The sequence below is a fragment of the Mesorhizobium sp. M1C.F.Ca.ET.210.01.1.1 genome (assembly GCF_004791585.1).
GTDB lineage: Bacteria > Pseudomonadota > Alphaproteobacteria > Rhizobiales > Rhizobiaceae > Mesorhizobium.
Genome location: NZ_SRUU01000058.1, coordinates 1 through 17,661 on the forward strand (window position 1 = coordinate 1; position 17,661 = coordinate 17,661).

Genomic DNA, 17,661 nt, shown 5'->3' on the forward strand with positions numbered 1-17,661 from the left:
GGCTCAACTCGGCCATCTCAGTGCTCCTGTTCCAAGATTGCGCTTCAACAGCCGCAATCCTTCAAAACAGAAGCCTCAACCGCAAACCGACCCGCCAAATGCCGCGTCAGCGGCTTCGTTCAATCCCCTCAGATTCAGTCAAAACCTGAACTGCTCTAGCGGCGGGGCTTGACGGCATGAGCCGTGCGGACGCGGCAGGATCGGCGGGATGGACCGCCAGACCTTGCGGGACTGGGCACACCGGTTCAACGAAGCCGGGCCGGATGGGCTTCTGGATTCGTGGTCGGATGGCCCACATCACGGCTTTTGCCCAAGCAACCGGCAGAGCTGGCCGAGATTGTCGAAACGGGCCTGATCCTGCCGTTGACGGCGTGGTGCGGTGGCGCCGCGTCGATCTCCAGCGGGTCATCAAGGAGCGCTTCGGCGTCGAGTGCTGAAGAGGCTGGGCTTCTCGCACATGAGCGCCCGGCCGCGTCACCCCGCGCAGGATGCCGACACCGTCGAAGGGTGTAAAAAAAATTCCCGCGCACACTGAAGGCCCATCTGGTGGACCTGCCGAAAGGCACACGGGGGGATGGTTTCAAGACAAAGCCCGCATCGGCCATAAGAACGGCTTGGTCCGTCAATGGGCAAGACGTGGCAGGCGTCCCCGACAGCACGTGCCGGAGAACATCACGCCGATCTTCCTGCCGTCGCGATCCCCCGAACTGAGCCCGGTGGAAAACCTCTGGCAATACCTGAGATCCAACTGGCTCTCAAACCGAGTCTTCGCTACGACGCATCATCGACGCGGCGTGCGAGGCCTGGCAGAAACTCCTCGCCAATCCAGAAACCATCACGTCAATTGGAAAGAGGCGGTGGGCGCATGCCGTCGGTTAATCGTCATGACCCCTGGTATCGTGTCCGATCGCCCGATGCGCACCTCGTTGTACAATCCTGTTTCATAACACCCATCTGTCTATGCTGCTGAAGAGAATGTGGGGTGTTTGGGTTCTGCCTCGCACGCAAAACAATGCTCTGAGCCACCGGTTCGCCGCGCGTTGATCGGTTGAAGATCCACAGGCCATCCGGTAGGGGATGAATACCTTCGATCGCGCCTACTTCGGCGGCGAGCCTGAGCGTCTTCGGTGCAAGCCGAGCAAACGCGCCGGCTTGTTCGTTCCGGTTCAGGATGCCGGTAATCAGGTCATCATTGGCTATGAGAACCAGTTGCCGGAAGGTTGCCAGGATGTCGGCCGAAGTGCTGTTGAGCTGTCCGCACCGCTTCCTCGGCGGCCGCAGTTCGGTGCGGACGCCGCCAATCCAATGGATCAGTAGAACGATTTCTGACGCTTCGTCATTGATATCGGCGACCACCTCCCGGATGACGGTGCGAACGATGCGCGTCTTGAGCCTTGCATCTGTCGTCGGCGCCGCCCACACAGCCTTGAGATTGGCGGCGAGCGCGGTGACGTGTATTGGCGACAGAAGTGATGGCTCCGATGTCGAAGCATGCGCGGATCTCGCCGACACGCGTAAGCGTCCGGTTCCATCGCAACTCCAGTTCCGCCGCGACCAGCCGGTTCCGCGGATCGATGGCGTTGTATTGCCGGAACGCCCGATCCGCGCTGTAGCATGCCACCTCGAGATCGCGCATCAGAGCATCGCGGACCTGATCGCGGCGACTAGCCGCTTGCGCTTCGGCCTCGACGGCCGCGGCTGTCGCTTCCCGGTCAACAAACCGCAGAAGAGCTTCCTCGATGGCGTCGTCGACGCGTAGCCCACCGAAGGCGATGCAACGCGGCTCTCCATCGTCAAGCAGACCACGCCAGCAGGAGTAGCGCGGAATGTTGTGCTTGGTTTCGTGTAGCGGACTGTCAGCTTGCGGCCACAGCGCCGGCAGCGGAAGGCCGGGGAGCAGAGCGTCGCCATCATTGGGCGCTCAGTGATGCCGGCCCGTGTTCCAGCCCATGTTTGAGCAACCAGAGCAGGACTGGCGGGCACTGCCGAGTTCCGCCACTTTGTCAAACGCAGGGGTGATGGCCTCCTGCATGCGACGATCGGGATCCTTCTCCAGCCGGTCGCCGACCTTCACGAAGCCGACCGGGGCAGCGACGACGAGTTCTCCGCGCCGGGCCTTCTCATAGCGGGCCGACAGGGAGCGCTGACGCAGAGGATCAAGTTCATACTTGTTAAGAGTGCCCTTCACAGCAGCCGGTCATTGCCTGCCGCGGTGCGTAGGCCGTCTCCTGGTCGATCAGCACGGTATCGACGACGCGGCACATCTCGATGAGCCAGTCGCGGCTGTTGCGGGCAAAGCGCGATACTTCCCGCGCCGCAACCGCCCCAGCCTTGCCGAGACAGACTGCGGCGACCATCCGGTCGCACGGAAACCTCTCTACCAGCCTTCTCGACCAACTCATAAATAGGGCCATGCTCCCGGCCCAAGGATGCCACGGGTAAGAAAGCTCGTGCTCCGCGATACCGTGGGCGTTCTGTCGTCGTGTTGTAGTAGTATCTGCGCCAATCCTCCAACGTTTTTCAGAGGCATCGGCAAGGGTCAGGAACCAATGCCGCCGGATCGACACGTGCCACTCACCACCCTTCTCGGCCACCAGCCCGCGTTTGCGAGCAGGCCTCACAGTTTTCGGCGCATGACGTCCTGCAGCATCTCGTTGGTCCAGGGAGAGATCGGCCACCAGCTTCCTGAGCTTGCCGTTCTCGTCCTCAAGCTGCTTCAGCCATTCATCTCGGGCGGCAGCAGCCCGTCATATTTCTTCTTCCAGTTGAAATAGGTCGCTTGGCTGATCCCCGCGCGCCGGCAGATTTCGGCACGGGAAATCCCGTCTTCCCCCTGCTTCAAAATAAACGCCTTCTGTGCGTCCGGAAACTTCCATGCCTTCATCGTCTTCCGGTCCTTCCAAGGGAATTACCGAGAACGATCCAGTTTTCAGGGATCAGAGCACGTCGTAGACGGGGTAACCAACCGGCGAAGGCGCGTCCGGCGCGGTTGCGGGTCCGCCATTGATGGGGAAGATGGCCCGGTTTCTGAACGGGAACCGTATGATGGTCCCGCACTCACCGAACAGCGAGCCCACGAATATCGAACCAGCATCCCATTGGCCTTGATCGCCGGTGGGGATTGCGCACGAACAGGTCCAATCGGCGGTAACAGAAGCGAGCGTGCTTCATGGCTTGTCTCCTCCTTTGAAACAGGCATCAAGTAGCCCTGGCAGCCCACCCGTTGCGAGGATGTCGAGGCCTTAGCTGCCGGCGGAAGCCGGTCTATCGCGACACGCCGAACTTCAGGTCCACCAGAGAACAAGATCCGGCCGGGCAAATCCGAAAAAGCAATTCAGCACCAGGCGACGCTTTCCGTCGCCTGATCGACCGGTAACCCCGTGGACGAAGCCGCCATCGATTAGGGCGATATCCCCGGCCTTGAGCTGGAAGTCGCGGCAAGGTACGGCCTCGAGATAAGCTGCCGAATAGGGATATCCCGTGGTCTCCACACCCTGCGACTTTCGGTCGATGACTGTCGGCTTATGGCTCCAGAGCCGCAGATTGCCACCTTCTTCGGGAATGCTGGGATAGAAGTTGAATGCTGCGACGGTGTTGTGCGCCACCGCAGAAAGCTCATAATCGTTCCCGGCACATAGGACTTGAGCGACATCGTCGTGGGGGGCCAAGGAAAACGTGCCGGTACCAGACCAACTGAGGGCGCGACAGACATTGGCCTGACCGTGTTCTGAACGCGCCAGCCGCAATTCAATGCCCTTGTTGTGAAGCTCTCGCTTCAACGCGCCGAATATTGCTCGGACCGGGTCAACCAAATTCTCAAAAAGCGCTTCGACGTGCGGTCGCGCCTTTTCGGCGTCTGCGAAATAGCTGGCTGCATCCTTCCTGTAGTGAGATGCGCCGACATATTGTCCGGGCACACCATCGTTACGCTCCTTGAGACCGGCACTACCAACAAAGTTCGTGGTGATCTTCTCGGCTACCTCGGTGCTGAAAGCTTGCTTGATGTGCAGAGCGGTGAGCTCACCTTTCAGGACCGAGATGATTTCCGCAGTGTTGATCGAGCCGATCCGTTCTCTGATCGAAACCGGCGAGATGGCTGGCACTTGAGATATCTGACTAGGCATTGTCTTGCTCCTGTAGTGTGTGTTCAAGGATGGTGATGCCACGATCGAGTTCGGCATTGGTGATGGTTATCGGCGGGAGGACTTTGATAACGTCGCGATTTGGCCCCGAGGATTCGATAAGAAGGCCATTTTCGAATGCGACATCGTGCACGCGGCCGACAACTGCCGGTGAACGGCATTTCAGGCCGGCCATCAGACCGCGGCCGCGCTTCTGTTCGATGTATCTTGGAAATTTCGCAACCAGGCGATCGAGGTGGGTTTGCAGCCTGACGGCTGTCCGCTCGACACCTGCAGTAAATTTCCTATCCGACCACATCTTGCACATGGCTCCTGCCGTCACGAAGGCGAAATTGTTGCCTCTGAAGGTCCCGCTGTGTTCTCCGGGCTTCCATATGTCCAAGTCGGGTCGAATCAGAACGATAGACAGCGGGCTACCTGAACCGCTTAGGGACTTGGAAAGACACACAATATCCGGTTCCATTTTCGCGGACTCGAATGAGAAGAAATCGCCAGTTCGGCCCGCGCCCGCCTGGATATCGTCGACGATAAAAACAATGCCGTGCGTACGGCAAATGCGCTGAATTTCCGTGAGCCAAGCCGCGGACGCGGCGTTCATGCCGCCTTCTGCCTGGATGGTCTCCAGTATAATTGCGGCAGGCTTTTCTATGCCGCTCCCCGGGTCGCTCAAAACGTGGTCGATGTAACTGGCGGAATCGAAAGCTTGGCTCGGATAGCCGTCATAGGGAACACGGATCACATCGTGGCGAGCAACGCCTCCCAGTTCCCTGGTTGAGGCCGAGCCCGACACCGCGAGAGAGCCGAGCGACATGCCGTGGAACGCATTCGTAAAGGCCATGACGCTCGAGCGGCCGGTGTATTTTCGCGCCAGCGCCAGCGCCGCTTCGTTGGCGTTCGTGCCGGTCGGCCCGGGAAACTGAATCTTGTACGAAAGGCCTCTGGGTTTCAGGATCCAATCGACGAACCCTTCAATGAAGTCACGCTTTGCCGCCGTATGCATATCAAGCGACAGAAGAATGTTCTCACCGACGAGATATTCAATCGCTGGCGCCATAATATCCGGATTGTTGTGCCCGTAGTTGAGTGCGCCGGAACCCACCAGGAAATCGATAAAGGGCTTACCCGTCTCGTCCCAGATCGTCGCCCCAAGGGCCTTCGTAAAGACGGTGGGGAACGCCCGGCAATAACGACGAACGTTAGATTCATGAGCCGTGAAAGCGTCGGTGTCCATATCAAGTCCTCTGCACATAGTCTTTCAAAGAAGAGAGCTGTTTAATGGCTAGTGGTTTGCGGCAGATGTTCGTCGCTTAACGTTGAAGCAGAATGCCGGAGGCAGCTTTGTTTGGTCTGGGTTTGGTCTGGTGATGCCGGCATCCTCATCAAATATTGTTGGGTGGCGTTGCCCTCCATTCGGATGCTTTCGAATGTGCTGCAGCAGGATGGCTTCTAAAGCTTCCGCGAAAGCATCGCTACTATGGCATCAGGTAGTTGACGTACCACCCATCGCTGCCCATAGCGCCTCCGGACAAATGTCCAAGGAGATCAGCAGGGTCGCGTCGCCAGAGGTTGTGTCGCTCGGCGGTAGCGAAGCCGCTCGCGAGCGCGCTCCTCAATAGCGCCGTAGCGAGCGAGCGGCTTCGCGGCGGTCATCAATATTCGCCGTTCAACCTCGGGCTGCGGACACCAACCTGATTCAAGAAACTATTTGATGACCGATGACACAGCGAAAGCCACGCTCTCTTTGAGAAGAATGCGGATTCCGATCTCTTGCGCGATGACTGGCCCGAGCCGCCGGATCAAGAGGGCGGGGCCGCCGTGGACCCCCTTGACGGAAAGCCCGTTCGTAGGCCAGGCGGAAGCAACCGGGAGACGCGCTGGCGAAGGGCCGCATCGGTTTCGAGAACGTCCACTACCGCGACGGCAACCATCCCCGGCCGCAGCTGGGCTGCTGCCTTCAGGCGAGTCGAAAAGGAGATCGTCCGGGAGGGTGAAGGCGTTGACGAGGTGAGCCGTGAGTAAGCAATCAAGCTCTGATCGGGATCGACTAACACTGTTTCCATCCGACCGATGGTTGACCTGTGATCGGCGTTACCTCAAGCTAGGCAGGCCGACAAGCTCGGTTGGAAGGCGAAGACCTTTCGATGAGCTCGTCTCCGAAATGCTCGAGGCCCACTGCCGCGCCTACAGGAACATACTGGCGTAACGTGAAAACACGATGGCGTCGCGGGCAGGTGCATCTGTCGTGGGGCCATCCGCACTGCCAGGCACGCCCTCTCGGCCGGCATGCACTCAGGTCCGGTCGTTTGGGTCGGCGAATTCACACATCCTGCAAAGCAGAAAACCATCTGCTCCATTCATGCGGTCGACGATTTCGCGAAAAACTGGCTTTTCAAACAGAGCGGAGTAACCCTCATATAGAAGGTTGCCCAATACGTGACGCCGTTCAAAATCCATAGAGCACAGGGTAACGTCGCCGTTTGGAAGAAGAACATTCCGATACTGTCGTGCGTCCACGCAGGTTAGGGCTCCGACCACTGGCTGACGTGGTGCAACGATCTTAGGGTCGACGCTTCCACCCCTACTGCTCACCGGCCGCGCTTTTATCAGGGCTTCGGTAGGAATAATGTCGGCTATATCTGGGTGGGGCTCGCCCAAGGCCACGAATCGGATCAAGGGGATGTCCGCGTCGACGAGTTGACGAACCAGATCGCGATACTTGTCTCCGACCAGGCGGCTGTTCATGTAGGTGCCGTCATCGAAAACATGGACCACGAATACGCCCAAGGGCAAGGCTTGCAATCGCTGCAGGTCCTGCCCGTTCATTCCCACCAGCGTCGTAAAAATCCTGATGCCATGGCCTTTGGCGAAAGCGTGCTCCACCATTTCGGTACAGTCCGGATTGAGCCAAGGTTCGGAGTATCCCGCAAAACCAATGTCGACGGAAGTCGGTACGCGGGCCAGACACCGCTTGAAATCTTCAAGATCCAGATGACTCGCATGAGACACTTTTCTTTGCCGGACCGCGAACTTGTCCTGGGGACAATATGAACATCCTACGACGCATCCCGTGGTCGTCGTTATCTCCAAAACCCTGCCGGCTGTGTTTGCTGAGCGAAGTTCCGGTAAAATCACTGGTGATTACTCCCATCTACTTCCTGCGAAGCGCCACGATGGTGTGCGTGTGCCTTTGGCTTTCTGATACCGCCTGCTGATCTACCGAGGCAACGCAGACATCTACCCTTTTTGGCAGCCTAAGCCGCCCGGTTCACCGACTTGCCGGGCCGACCTTCACAAACTTCCAGCGCGTCGGACCAGAGACAGCATTGCATCTTTCGAGGCATCACTCGCTCCGGAGATGTAGCCTCAACCGTTGGTCGCTGGCCCGTCGCCGAGATGCGCGCGCAGCACCCTCGAACCCGCCGGAGAGAAGCTTTCTGGATGCCGTCGATCATCCTTCATCGAGCGAGTTCCGTGTTCTCATGCGGGTCAGCCCTCACACTATATTGCCGCACATCGACCAGCAAAGGCCGAGCTAGTGCGCCTGGCGCGCAGTTACTGCGAGATAGGCTTCGAAAAGCCCGACAGAGCTAAGACGCTCCGCTGTATTGAACCCGACATGTTTTCTGACAGCTGTCAGATTTTGGACACACATCACTCATCGTCAGTCGCTTAATACGGATGGTAATTTCTTCCAGGAATCGGTGACATTGAACACCACCCTGTCATGACCGCCCAATCTCAGCGAAGCGAACTCAGCATCGCCACCAGGACCAAGCCTGAAGATAAATCCGCCATAGCAGCGTCAACGACATTTTGCTTTCGAAGCCGATGGATTGCACGAGGTGATTCGCGCCGTGATGCAGGAGGTGCTCGAGGCCGAGATGGACGAGGCGCTGGGTGCTTCGAAGAGCGAGCGCACGCCGGAGCGTCTCGGCTATCACGCGCGCTACTACGGGCGGAGAACTAGCTGCGCACCTACGGCGGTTCGATAATCCCAAGGTTCAAAGCTTTTACAACAGCTACCGTTCTGCTGGTCGCATCCAACTTCCGCATTACATTTTTTAAATGGAAATCTATCGTATTTCGTGATCTGCCTAAAATAGTTCCTATTTCCCAAGATGATTTTCCTTGTGACACCAAATCAATGCACTCTATTTCTCTCGGAGACAGGTTATGAGCTCGTTCCGACGCAGTCGTAGTGTCGAACTTCGTAACCATCCGATGAAACCGCAGCGCGGCCATTTGCAGGTAGGTGATCGCTCTATTCTGCAATTCGCAGTCCGAGGATTGAGCAAAACTCACAAACCTAAAGCTGCCACCAGGGCCATGTAATGGGACGGTAACGCCTGACCTCAAGCCGAATGTTGCTGCTTCGTCCAAGACGCGGCGTCCATCTTCAGTTATGTTTTCATCAGTATACACCTCGCTCCATCGAAAGGGTCCCGCCTCCTTTCGACCTTTCTTGATGAGGGGGTCTATTTTGGCATAGCCCATTCTCGAGTAGCGCTCCTGCCATTCAGCAGGATAATTCCACATCACCACAGAACCCTCTCGGTTCGGCTTGAAAGCCCTCTCTGATGCGAGCGGCCCATAGGCAATCCACGGGCAATCGAAATTCAGCGCAAACGCAGACAACAGTTCGAACAACTGTTCGGATTGAGCGACATCATCAGTCATCTTGAGGAATAGGTCTAACTCCACCGCAATCCGCCGGAGTTCCATGATGTCTCCTTCATTGCGTTCTCATTGGTGCACAGTTTGCTCCAACCCAGCCTCGCAACATCCGAAGTCAACGGGACTCGAGCCGGAGTTCCTTCCGCCACCTGGAGTACCCTCAAGAGTCGTGCCAGCTTGCGAGCGAAGCTTCTCCTTCAGGTCGTCAATCGACGGGGGAGGTACCCAGGAGGCGAACCGACAGCACTGTGTCGGGGAGCGCACAATCCGACAGTCGAGCATCCGATTGACGGAATATGGGCAGGAAAGTATTCGCGGCGCGCTTTTGAAATCAGCACCTAAGTGCCGGGCCTGAGAAAGCTGCATTGCAACTGTACTTATTTGATCGAGGCAAGAACAAGCTCAAAATTCAATCGATACATCGACCTTCTTTTCCAATCTCCCGAGTTGAGCAGCCGTAGCAATCGTATTCGACTGGATGGCGGCTGACTTTCTCCAGGCTCGGTAACCTGCTGAATTTGTCCTTCGGATGTTCCCGCTCAGTTGGCACGACTTTTGAACTCACCGTCGTGAGGCGGCAAGAGCTGCCCGCCAAAATTGATGCTGTTATGGGGGAGGTCGAAATTCCAGTTTTGTCTTTTATCGTCTTTGGGACCGAGCGTGTTGATGCGCCCGCTTGGAAACTATGAGACGTTTCCCCGTCCATGGGCGCGGCGCCACTTGTCGCGACGTTTTCGCCTTCACTGTTCGCCTCTGGAACAGGCAGCCGGCCCGGCTCGCGATCATCATGACCGCGATGCTCGCCTCCACGCTGGCTGACGTGTTGATGCCGCTCTATTCTGGCCGACTCATCGACGCTGTTTCTCGTGCTGCTAATGCGGCAGCACCAGCTTCGGATTCAGCTGTTGCAGCATTCTCTGTACCGATTGCATTGGCACTCGGTGGCATTGCCATGCGCCACGTCGCCTTCATTGGCCTGAGCGACCTGGTGTTGAAAATGATTTCCGACGTCGCGACCGAAGCGTTCCATCATGTGCAGCGCTTTTCGACAGACTGGCATGCAAACAGCTTCGCCGGCTCGACAGTGCGCAAGATAACGCGCGGCATGTGGGCGCTCGACCTCCTCAACAGCACGATACTCGTCACGCTGCTCCCGTCGTTTGTCATCTTGATCGGCTCGACGGTGCTGCTCGGCTGGCACTGGCCGGTCATGGGCGCGATCTTTGCTTGCGGCTCTCTCGTCTACCTTGCGTTTTCGATTTCGCTGTCGCTCGGCTATGTCGCGCCAGCGGCGAGCCTTGCCAACCGATGGGACACAAGGCTCAGCGGCGCGCTTGCGGACGCGGTCAGTTGCAACGCTGTGGTCAAGGGCTTCGGCGCAGAGGTTCGCGAAGACGAGCGGCTTGCAAATATCATGACGAAATGGCGGCACCGCGCGCGCCGGAGCTGGGTGCGCGGAACGATCATCGGCTCAACCCAAGGCGTAACTTTGGTTGCGCTCAGGGTGGCGGTGGTCGGATATGCCCTGCTTCTGTGGTCGCATGGACAGGCAACGCCGGGCGAGATAGCATATGTTCTCACGTCCTTCATCGTCCTGCAGGGCTATCTGCGTGATGCCGGCATGCATGTCCGCAACGTGCAGCACTCGGTTAATGAGATGGAAGAACTAGTGGCCATCCACAATCAGCACGTGGATGTTGCCGATCGTCCAGAGGCCAAGCCGATCCGGATCACGAAGGCCCGTATCGATTTCGAGAACGTCCACTTCCGCTACGCCAACCATCCCCTGCCGCTCTATAGCGAATGTTCGCTGTCGATTGAAGCTGGCGAAAGGGTTGGGTTGGTTGGACCCTCCGGTTCCGGCAAGACAACATTCGTGAAGCTGATCCAGAGACTCTACGACCTGAGCGGCGGCCGGATCCTGATAGACGGTCAGGACGTCTCCGAGGTGACCCAAGAGTCCCTTCGTTCGCAGATCGCGATCGTGCAGCAGGAGCCGATCCTGTTTCACAGGTCGCTTGCCGAGAACATCGCCTATGGCCGGCCTGGCGCGAGCCAGGCCGAGATCGAGCAAGCGGCACGACTGGCAAGTGCCCACGAATTCATCGCGCCCCTGCCGAAGGGCTATGGGACATTGGTCGGCGAAAGGGGTTTGAAGCTCTCCGGCGGCGAGCGCCAGCGCGTGGCGATCGCGCGCGCCTTCCTCGCGAACGCGCCGATCCTTATTCTGGACGAGGCCACATCGAGCCTCGATTCGGAATCCGAGGTGCTCATTCAACAAGCGGTGGATCGGTTGATGGTGGGCCGAACCACACTCGTCATCGCACACCGGCTGTCGACGGTCCGCTCGCTCGATCGGCTGCTCGTCTTCGACCGTGGCCGCATCATGGAGGACGGCGATCATGCCGCCCTGATCAATCTCGATGGTGGCATTTACCGCCGCCTCTTCGAACGGCAGGCGTTGGAACTCGCGAAGGGCCTGGCCTGATCGCTAAACCGGCTTGCGCGATGCGCCGAGCCGTTGCCGGAGAGGGGTGTGGCAGTGACGAGCGGCGGGCGTTAGGCGGCAAAACCAGCACGGCAGGAACTGTCCGCCAAACGGGCGAGCGGGAATGCACCACGTCTAAGCTTCGGCGAATGCGCGCAGTTACACGCGGGCACCGAATTGTCGCGCCTAACGGCGCACGCACCAAAAGGGCGGGAATGTCGACGGCCCGGGAAGAGTGCGGCCCTCGCCGTTACCCACATTTCGCCAAAGGAAGCGAAGTCAACGCACATTGAGAGGGCGGTGCTTCCCGGCCGGCTGGGATCCCTGTCGCTGGCCCAACCTACCGCACGCCGGCCACGTCAACGGTTCAAAGTCCCTTCGGTTCGCAAAGTCGTCCCCTTGGAGACCCGGAAGCGCAGGAGCTCCGACCGCAGTCTTCGCTCAACTCTGGCCATCTGCTCCGGGATTGGATTCCGTTCCCTTGCTAGCACAGTGGCAGCTGAGCACGAACTCGCCGGCCCCGTGTCTTTCGATTACGGCCAACGGGCTTAGGAAGAGATTGGATTCGCCGGCCCTCTGCGGAGCGAATGAACAGTTCTACAGATCATCGACGTCCGCGAAAAAGAGCACGCAGCCGAAGTAGCCGGCCTGAAGCAGCAGCGAACAGGCCAGCGTCGTGACGACTGCCACACGGAGCGAATCCAAAGCGAAGTAAACCATCGACGCATTGCTGCACAGGACCAGCCCCACGAGCCGACAAAAAGATGAAGTGCAACGCCGTTCTCCTGGTTTTCGCCAGATCATGTTGCGAGCTCGTCGGCCGCAACATGCGTCTGGCAGTTCTTGGGGCAGACGCGGCCGCAGGCTCCGCAGCCGATGCAGCGGCCGGCATCATCGACAACCATGATCATGCGATTGAGCTTGCCGTCGAAATCGTCGTCCTCGTCATCGCAGGGGCCGAGGATTTCACCCGCATCATCAACGCCGTGAAGATGCATGACATCGCGCGAGCAGACCTTGAAACAACGGCAGCAGCCGATGCAGGTCTTGCTATCGATGGAGGTCAGGTACGACGGCATCCAAATGGAGCCGTCACGGGTGGTGAATGTGCGCATCATCCTAAATTCTTCATTGAAGCGAGTTCTCTCTTGGCAACATCCAACTCGGCATAAACGGCTTGGGTTTTCTCGGCGACTTCCTGTATGTCGGCCCACTTGCCCGGCAGACCCTCGACGAGGTCCTGCAATGCCATCTTGGCAATAGCTGCACGCAACTGGAGCTTTCAGACTTTTTTCCTCATCCTATCTAGGTCTGACATAGATCCTTCCTGGAACAATGGTTTTGTTGATGCGCTCCATCTCGGGCTAGGCTTCAATGGCTGCAGTCGCATCGTCGACCAGTTTCGTACCGGCCTCAGCAAGTTTGCGGAAAGTCTCGAAGCCGAACCGGTGGACGTCTCGACAGAACGCCCAACCGCTGGAAGCCCGCAGGGGCTTCATTCCAATTATTGGCGACGTCGACACGCCGGAGCGCTCCTCGATCGCAAGCGCTACGGCGGTGTAAAACATGTCGAGCCTCCACAGCGCGTCAGGATCGGGATCGCCGCCAAAGGGTACCGCACGTTGCTGTTGCTTGGTGATGATGAACTCGGCCAGCAGCTCGGCATCCGAATGGCCTTCCCATAAGCCGAAGGAATCCTGAGTACGAATGAGCCGCAGGAGGCATTTGACGAACGGGGAAGCAAGGGCCTCGTCGTCATTGTTGACAGCAGGGCCAACCGGAGGAATTTCGTTGTTCGTCATTTCAGTCTTCGTCTTCGAGGTACGATTTCCTTTTCCTGCGATGCCCACTCCGGGTCCGCTTGCGTGGCCGACGAATGGCTTGGGCGGGCCAACCCCAAGAGTGCCCCGTGGCCGACCTCGACATGTCCACGAGTGCGAGACCTGCGGCGCGAATTCGCGGCGCACATCGTCTGCGCCGCGATCCGACCGGTGGTCAACGCAATTGAAATCCAACCTTCCGCAAGCCGCCGCCTGCTGCATCGACATACTTGCTGCGAAGAGAGCTTCGATGGGCGGATTGGCCAGTGTTCAATTCCAATTGTCAGTCCCTTCGCGATTCTTGCTCAGGAAGTGACTGCGTTTTGAGTTTCGGGTGCCTTCTTTTGCGGAGCCACACAAAGATCCGCGTGACAGGCAGGCTCACCCGTGTAGTTGGCCAGTGCTTCGAGCAATGGGGTAAGATAGTACTGTTTGGTGTGGTCCGGAATTGGCCCCAGCCGGTCCACCGATTTCAGTGCCACCTCGATCAACTCGATTGCGCGATCTTTGTTGCCGCTCTCGTAATAATACTGAGCTACCGGGAGGTACCGGAGGTATTTAAACGGGCCATCGCCGTTCGGGGGATTGAGTGCCAGTATCTGTTCCGAGAGCTCGTTGCCCATCGCAAAGCGCTCCGCGCGCGGAAGATGGGAATTGTCCATCGTGGGATCGAAGAGTTGGTTGAGGGCCAAGGCCATCCACGACACCGCGTCGGACGTTTTGTCGATCGCGTCCTCGACCAATTCTCGCATGACCGGCATGCCGGTCTTGATGTCGCGCAGCTTGTGAAGCAGAAGATCCGCATGAATCTGCCGGAACTCACAAGAGTCTGGCATCAAGGCGAGGCCTTCTTCGATGGCCAAGAGCGCCGCCGTCCAATCCTCGGCCTGCATCGCCGGCTCAAGTTTGGCGTATATCGGCCCGGTAAGCGACATTTCGCGCGCTGCAAGTTGGTTATGCGCGATGCGCTTTGCATCGGCGGCTTTCGCTTCATAGCTGCTGCGCCAGCTGCCGTTAAGGACTTTCGGCAAAACGTCATCGAGTTCCGCCGGGTGGCCGATAAAAGCGATGTGGCCGTCGCGGTCGACCACGAACGAGGTGGGAATCCCAATCGAAGAGCTGGGATCCAGCCAGAGCTTGTTCATTTCGCCAATGTAATCGAACCCGATACGATAATTCAGATTCGGGAACTTCTCGGTCAGCCAGGCATCCACGTTGGTCCGCGCCTCGTCTGCGGTAGGACCCTGTTCGCAGGCGGCAACTCCGACCGCCTCAAATCCGCTGCCTTCATATTTCTCCTGCAGTTCGATCAAATCGGGCATGGCGTCGACACATGGTCCGCACCAAGTCGCCCAAAACTCAACGAGGTAGACCTTGCCGGGCCGAAAGTTCGTGAGGGGCTCGCCACGCAGCCAGTTCTCCACTTTGATCGCAGGAGCCGGGGACCCCATACGCAGTTCCATCTTGGTGTCCAAAGTCATTCCACACCTTTCGTCTCTTTTGTCGCGGAATATTTTCCAGTCAAAATCGGACACGGTCTCGAGGGCATCGCTCCCTCTGGCTTGCTTCAGCGAAGCTCTCACCGTGTTGCCGCACATCAAGCTGCAACGGAGGTGCCAATTCCCTCAGCTCCGGTAAGCGGCGGGAAATGCTTTGAAATTCTCCACGAGGCCAAATGCGGCCGATTGTCGTGAACCCGACATGTCTTCTGCCGCTGTCGGGTTTCGCCCTATCACTCTTGAGAGCTTGGACGGCTCGCCTGTGATTAGACTGGCCTCGGTCCTCGAGCAGTGGCAGTTTGGCGCCAGTTCGAAAGCGCGAACTCGCCGGCTTGGTCCTCGTGCCGCCACCGCCGCGTGTGGATTCTTGCCCCGGAGTCAAAATTCGCCTCGCGGTTGCCAACGGCGGCATGCGCTCAATGCGCGTGGCGTTGAGCCCCGACAGCACGTAATGGTACCAATTAGTGGATGCCCGTCGCTGCCTCCACTTCTCCAGCCAAGCGCTCGAACGACGCTACCTACCCACGTTCGAGCGCGACCGCGGAATCGCAGACTGCCGAACGTCAGCCGTTGCGAAAGGTGTAGCCGTACCCGTTGATCGCCGGCGCGCCGCCTAGATGTGCGTAGAGGACCCTCGATCCCTGTGGAAAGAAGCCCCTCTGGACGAGGTCGATCATCCCTTGCATCGATTTGCCCTCGTAAACGGGGTCCGTAATCATGCCCTCGAGCCGCGCGCACAAACGGATTGCCTCTTTGGTTTCCTCCGATGGAACGCCATAACCCGGGTACGCGTAGTCCATGAACAACACCACGTCTGCCTCGACAATTTCCGCTCCGAGGTGGACGAGCTTCGCTGTATTTTGGGCGATGCCAAGCACCTGCGCCTTGGTCTTGGCGGGCATGGCGGAGGCATCGATACCGATCACGTTGCGCTGTCGACCATCCTTGGCGAACCCGACGAGCATGCCGCCGTGGGTTGAACCAGTCACCGTACAGACGACGATATAGTCGAAGGCAAACCCAAGCTGCTCTTCCTGGGCACGCACCTCCTCAGCGAACCCCACATAGCCCAGGCCGCCGTATTTGTGGACAGAGGCGCCGGCAGGTATCGCATATGGCCTGCCGCCCCTTGCCTTGACTTCATAAAGTGCCTTTTCCCAGCTGCGGCGGATGCCGATGTCAAAGCCCTCGTCAACCAGGCGCACCTCTGCCCCCATGATGCGGCTCAAGAGAATATTGCCGACCCGGTCGTAGACAGCATCATCATGTGGGACCCAGCTCTCCTGGACCAGGAGGCATTTCATGCCGATCTTGGCGGCGACCGCAGCGACCATGCGCGTATGGTTGGACTGCACGCCACCGATTGTGACGAGCGTATCGGCATCTGACGCGATCGCGTCAGGCACAATGTATTCGAGCTTGCGCAGCTTGTTTCCGCCGAACGCGAGACCGGAGTTGCAGTCCTCGCGTTTGACGTAGATTTCCACCTTGTCGCCCAGATGCTTGCCGAGGCGGTCGAGCCTCTCGATCGGCGTGGGTCCAAAGGTGAGCGGATAACGTTCGAATTTTTCCAGCATGCTATCTCCAGCAAAAAAGTACCTGAACCTGCTACGCACCGGTCAGCCCAGGGGTATGGTCGCGTGTTAGCCGAACACAGATTCCCTATACGATCAGCTCAGTCATCAGAGGGTGACCAAAATTGGTGTGGGTCTGAGCACTGATCCTGTCATCCGCGCATCAAAGCAGCAGCACATGCTGGGCATTCGACCAAGCCGGGACACAGCTGAAAATTGCATTCCGCAGTTGATCAGAGTCAGACGACTGGTACCCGAGCTTTCCTGTAACCATCGGCATGCTGGCCCCTGTGGCGAGTTCCACGAGCGCGGCTAGAGGACTGCCAGATCAGAAAGAGCACGCGGCCGAAGTAGCCGGCCTGAAGCAGCAGCGAACAGGCCAGCGTCGTGACGACTGCCACACGGAGCGAATCCAAAGCGAAGTAAACCATCGACGCATTGCTGCACAGGACCAGCCCCACGAGCCGACAAAAAGATGAAGTGCACGCCGCTCCCCTGGTTTTCGCCAGATCATGTTGCGAGCTCGTCGGCCGCAACATGCGTCTGGCAGTTCTTGGGGCAGACGCGGCCGCAGGCTCCGCAGCCTATGCAGCGGCCGGCATCATCGACAACCATGATCATGCGATTGAGCTTGCCGTCGAAATCGTCGTCCTCGTCATCGCAGGGGCGAGGATTTCACCCGAATCATCAACGCCGTGAAGATGCATGACATCGCGCGAGCAGACCTTGAAACAACGGCAGCAGCCGATGCAGATTTGCTATCGATGGAGGTCAGGTACGGCGGCATCCAAATGGAGCCGTCACGGGTGGTGAATGTGCGCATCATCCTAAATTCTTCATTGAAGCGAGTTCTCTCTTGGCAACATCCAACTCGGCATAAACGGCTTGGGTTTTCTCGGCGACTTCCTGTATGTCGGCCCACTTGCCCGGCAGACCCTCGACGAGGTCCTGCAATGCCATCTTGGCAATAGCTGCACGCAACTGGAGCTTTCAGACTTTTTTCCTCATCCTATCTAGGTCTGACATAGATCCTTCCTGGAACAATGGTTTCTTGATGCGCTCCATCTCGGGCTAGGCTTCAATGGCTGCAGTCGCATCGTCGACCAGTTTCGTACCGGCCTCAGCAAGTTTGCGGAAAGTCTCGAAGCCGAACCGGTGGACGTCTCGACAGAACGCCCAACCGCCGGAAGCCCCCACGGGTTTCATTTCTATTGTCGGCGACGTCGACACGCCGGAGCGCTCCTCGATCGCAAGCGCTACGGCGGTGTAAAACATGTCGAGCCTCCACAGCGCGTCAGGATCGGGATCGCCGCCAAAGGGTACCGCACGTTGCTGTTGCTTGGTGATGATGAACTCGGCCAGCAGCTCGGCATCCGAATGGCCTTCCCATAAGCCGAAGGAATCCTGAGTACGAATGAGCCGCAGGAGGCATTTGACGAACGGGGAAGCAAGGGCCTCGTCGTC

The 17,661-nt window shown here is 58.3% G+C and carries 16 protein-coding genes and 4 pseudogenes; 4 read left to right on the forward strand and 16 right to left on the reverse strand.

Going from position 1 to position 17,661, the window contains the following annotated elements; genetic code table 11:
• Positions 1–116: 116 nt before the first annotated feature.
• Positions 117–879 (forward strand): annotated as a pseudogene (locus EN853_RS34975) (helix-turn-helix domain-containing protein); the annotation flags it as partial.
• Between the two features lie 349 nt (positions 880–1,228).
• The gene (locus EN853_RS34265) at positions 1,229–1,759 is read left to right on the forward strand and encodes a hypothetical protein (protein WP_189343932.1); all 531 of its coding nucleotides are present in this window, start codon (positions 1,229–1,231) and stop codon (positions 1,757–1,759) included.
• 162 nt (positions 1,760–1,921) lie between these two features.
• Here the strand turns inward: EN853_RS34265 and EN853_RS34980 are convergent, their stop codons facing one another.
• The 5 genes and pseudogenes from EN853_RS34980 to EN853_RS32080 form a co-directional block, all read right to left on the reverse strand.
• Entirely contained in the window at positions 1,922–2,188 is a 267-nt protein-coding gene (locus EN853_RS34980; protein ID WP_135905117.1) for a hypothetical protein, read from the reverse strand.
• A 364-nt stretch (positions 2,189–2,552) separates the two neighbouring features.
• Positions 2,553–2,884, reverse strand: a pseudogene (locus tag EN853_RS34985) (transposase); the annotation flags it as partial.
• A 400-nt stretch (positions 2,885–3,284) separates the two neighbouring features.
• Positions 3,285–4,124 (reverse strand): hypothetical protein, encoded by an 840-nt coding sequence (locus tag EN853_RS32070; RefSeq protein WP_127862955.1) that lies wholly within the window; start codon positions 4,122–4,124, stop codon positions 3,285–3,287.
• Positions 4,117–5,373 (reverse strand): diaminobutyrate--2-oxoglutarate transaminase, encoded by a 1,257-nt coding sequence (gene ectB / locus EN853_RS32075; RefSeq protein WP_127862956.1) that lies wholly within the window; start codon positions 5,371–5,373, stop codon positions 4,117–4,119. The genes EN853_RS32070 and ectB overlap by 8 nt, the downstream gene beginning before the upstream one ends.
• Before the next feature lie 1,058 nt (positions 5,374–6,431).
• Positions 6,432–7,148, reverse strand: coding sequence for an SPASM domain-containing protein (locus tag EN853_RS32080; protein ID WP_245454718.1), 717 nt, complete (start codon positions 7,146–7,148; stop codon positions 6,432–6,434).
• Positions 7,149–7,866: 718 nt separating this feature from the next.
• On the opposite strand from EN853_RS32080, the pseudogene EN853_RS32085 reads away from it, so the two are divergent.
• A pseudogene (locus tag EN853_RS32085) lies at positions 7,867–8,101 on the forward strand (transposase); the annotation flags it as partial.
• Positions 8,102–8,117: 16 nt separating this feature from the next.
• Here the strand turns inward: EN853_RS32085 and EN853_RS32090 are convergent.
• A complete protein-coding gene (locus tag EN853_RS32090) occupies positions 8,118–8,864 on the reverse strand; it encodes a LuxR family transcriptional regulator (protein WP_126097332.1) in 747 nt (248 codons plus the stop codon).
• A gap of 637 nt (positions 8,865–9,501) precedes the next feature.
• On the opposite strand from EN853_RS32090, the gene EN853_RS32095 reads away from it, so the two are divergent.
• Positions 9,502–11,304, forward strand: a complete 1,803-nt coding sequence (locus tag EN853_RS32095) for an ABC transporter ATP-binding protein (protein ID WP_127862958.1) — start codon at positions 9,502–9,504, stop codon at positions 11,302–11,304.
• Positions 11,305–11,901: 597 nt separating this feature from the next.
• On the opposite strand, the gene EN853_RS32100 is transcribed toward EN853_RS32095, so the two are convergent.
• The 10 genes and pseudogenes from EN853_RS32100 to EN853_RS32145 form a co-directional block, all read right to left on the reverse strand.
• Positions 11,902–12,108, reverse strand: coding sequence for an exopolysaccharide production repressor protein (locus tag EN853_RS32100; protein WP_095489408.1), 207 nt, complete (start codon positions 12,106–12,108; stop codon positions 11,902–11,904).
• Positions 12,105–12,422, reverse strand: a complete 318-nt coding sequence (gene fdxB, locus EN853_RS32105) for a ferredoxin III, nif-specific (RefSeq protein WP_174800308.1) — start codon at positions 12,420–12,422, stop codon at positions 12,105–12,107. The genes EN853_RS32100 and fdxB (EN853_RS32105) overlap by 4 nt, the downstream gene beginning before the upstream one ends.
• Complete coding sequence (locus EN853_RS32110; protein WP_224571204.1) at positions 12,419–12,577, reverse strand: CCE_0567 family metalloprotein; 159 nt, start codon at positions 12,575–12,577, stop codon at positions 12,419–12,421. The genes fdxB (EN853_RS32105) and EN853_RS32110 overlap by 4 nt, the downstream gene beginning before the upstream one ends.
• Positions 12,578–12,668: 91 nt before the next feature.
• Complete coding sequence (locus tag EN853_RS32115; protein WP_126104992.1) at positions 12,669–13,106, reverse strand: DUF269 domain-containing protein; 438 nt, start codon at positions 13,104–13,106, stop codon at positions 12,669–12,671.
• 323 nt (positions 13,107–13,429) lie between these two features.
• Positions 13,430–14,587 (reverse strand): TlpA disulfide reductase family protein, encoded by a 1,158-nt coding sequence (locus EN853_RS32120; protein WP_127863036.1) that lies wholly within the window; start codon positions 14,585–14,587, stop codon positions 13,430–13,432.
• A 599-nt stretch (positions 14,588–15,186) separates the two neighbouring features.
• Positions 15,187–16,200, reverse strand: coding sequence for a 1-aminocyclopropane-1-carboxylate deaminase (locus EN853_RS32125; RefSeq protein ID WP_024505903.1), 1,014 nt, complete (start codon positions 16,198–16,200; stop codon positions 15,187–15,189).
• A gap of 236 nt (positions 16,201–16,436) precedes the next feature.
• Entirely contained in the window at positions 16,437–16,736 is a 300-nt protein-coding gene (locus tag EN853_RS35395) for an exopolysaccharide production repressor protein (RefSeq protein ID WP_126097327.1), read from the reverse strand.
• Positions 16,708–17,023 (reverse strand): annotated as a pseudogene (fdxB, locus tag EN853_RS32135) (ferredoxin III, nif-specific). Before fdxB (EN853_RS32135) ends, EN853_RS35395 begins: the two are co-directional and overlap by 29 nt.
• Complete coding sequence (locus EN853_RS32140) at positions 17,020–17,178, reverse strand: CCE_0567 family metalloprotein (RefSeq protein ID WP_224571204.1); 159 nt, start codon at positions 17,176–17,178, stop codon at positions 17,020–17,022. Before EN853_RS32140 ends, fdxB (EN853_RS32135) begins: the two are co-directional and overlap by 4 nt.
• A gap of 90 nt (positions 17,179–17,268) precedes the next feature.
• A partial coding sequence (locus tag EN853_RS32145; RefSeq protein ID WP_127259213.1) for a DUF269 domain-containing protein occupies positions 17,269–17,661 on the reverse strand: 393 nt, incomplete at its 5' end.

What these genes read in the sequence shown, in the direction of transcription:
- fdxB (WP_174800308.1), bottom strand. Translation starts at nt 12,422, where the DNA reads ATGATGCGCACATTCACCACCCGTGACGGCTCCATTTGGATGCCGTCG.
- EN853_RS34265 (WP_189343932.1), top strand. Translation starts at nt 1,229, where the DNA reads ATGTCGGCCGAAGTGCTGTTGAGCTGTCCGCACCGCTTCCTCGGCGGC.
- EN853_RS35395 (WP_126097327.1), bottom strand. Translation starts at nt 16,736, where the DNA reads ATGTTGCGGCCGACGAGCTCGCAACATGATCTGGCGAAAACCAGGGGA.
- EN853_RS32120 (WP_127863036.1), bottom strand. Translation starts at nt 14,587, where the DNA reads ATGGAACTGCGTATGGGGTCCCCGGCTCCTGCGATCAAAGTGGAGAAC.
- EN853_RS32115 (WP_126104992.1), bottom strand. Translation starts at nt 13,106, where the DNA reads ATGACGAACAACGAAATTCCTCCGGTTGGCCCTGCTGTCAACAATGAC.
- EN853_RS32070 (WP_127862955.1), bottom strand. Translation starts at nt 4,124, where the DNA reads ATGCCTAGTCAGATATCTCAAGTGCCAGCCATCTCGCCGGTTTCGATC.
- EN853_RS32125 (WP_024505903.1), bottom strand. Translation starts at nt 16,200, where the DNA reads ATGCTGGAAAAATTCGAACGTTATCCGCTCACCTTTGGACCCACGCCG.
- ectB (WP_127862956.1), bottom strand. Translation starts at nt 5,373, where the DNA reads ATGGACACCGACGCTTTCACGGCTCATGAATCTAACGTTCGTCGTTAT.
- EN853_RS32095 (WP_127862958.1), top strand. Translation starts at nt 9,502, where the DNA reads ATGAGACGTTTCCCCGTCCATGGGCGCGGCGCCACTTGTCGCGACGTT.
- EN853_RS32100 (WP_095489408.1), bottom strand. Translation starts at nt 12,108, where the DNA reads ATGATCTGGCGAAAACCAGGAGAACGGCGTTGCACTTCATCTTTTTGT.
- EN853_RS32090 (WP_126097332.1), bottom strand. Translation starts at nt 8,864, where the DNA reads ATGGAACTCCGGCGGATTGCGGTGGAGTTAGACCTATTCCTCAAGATG.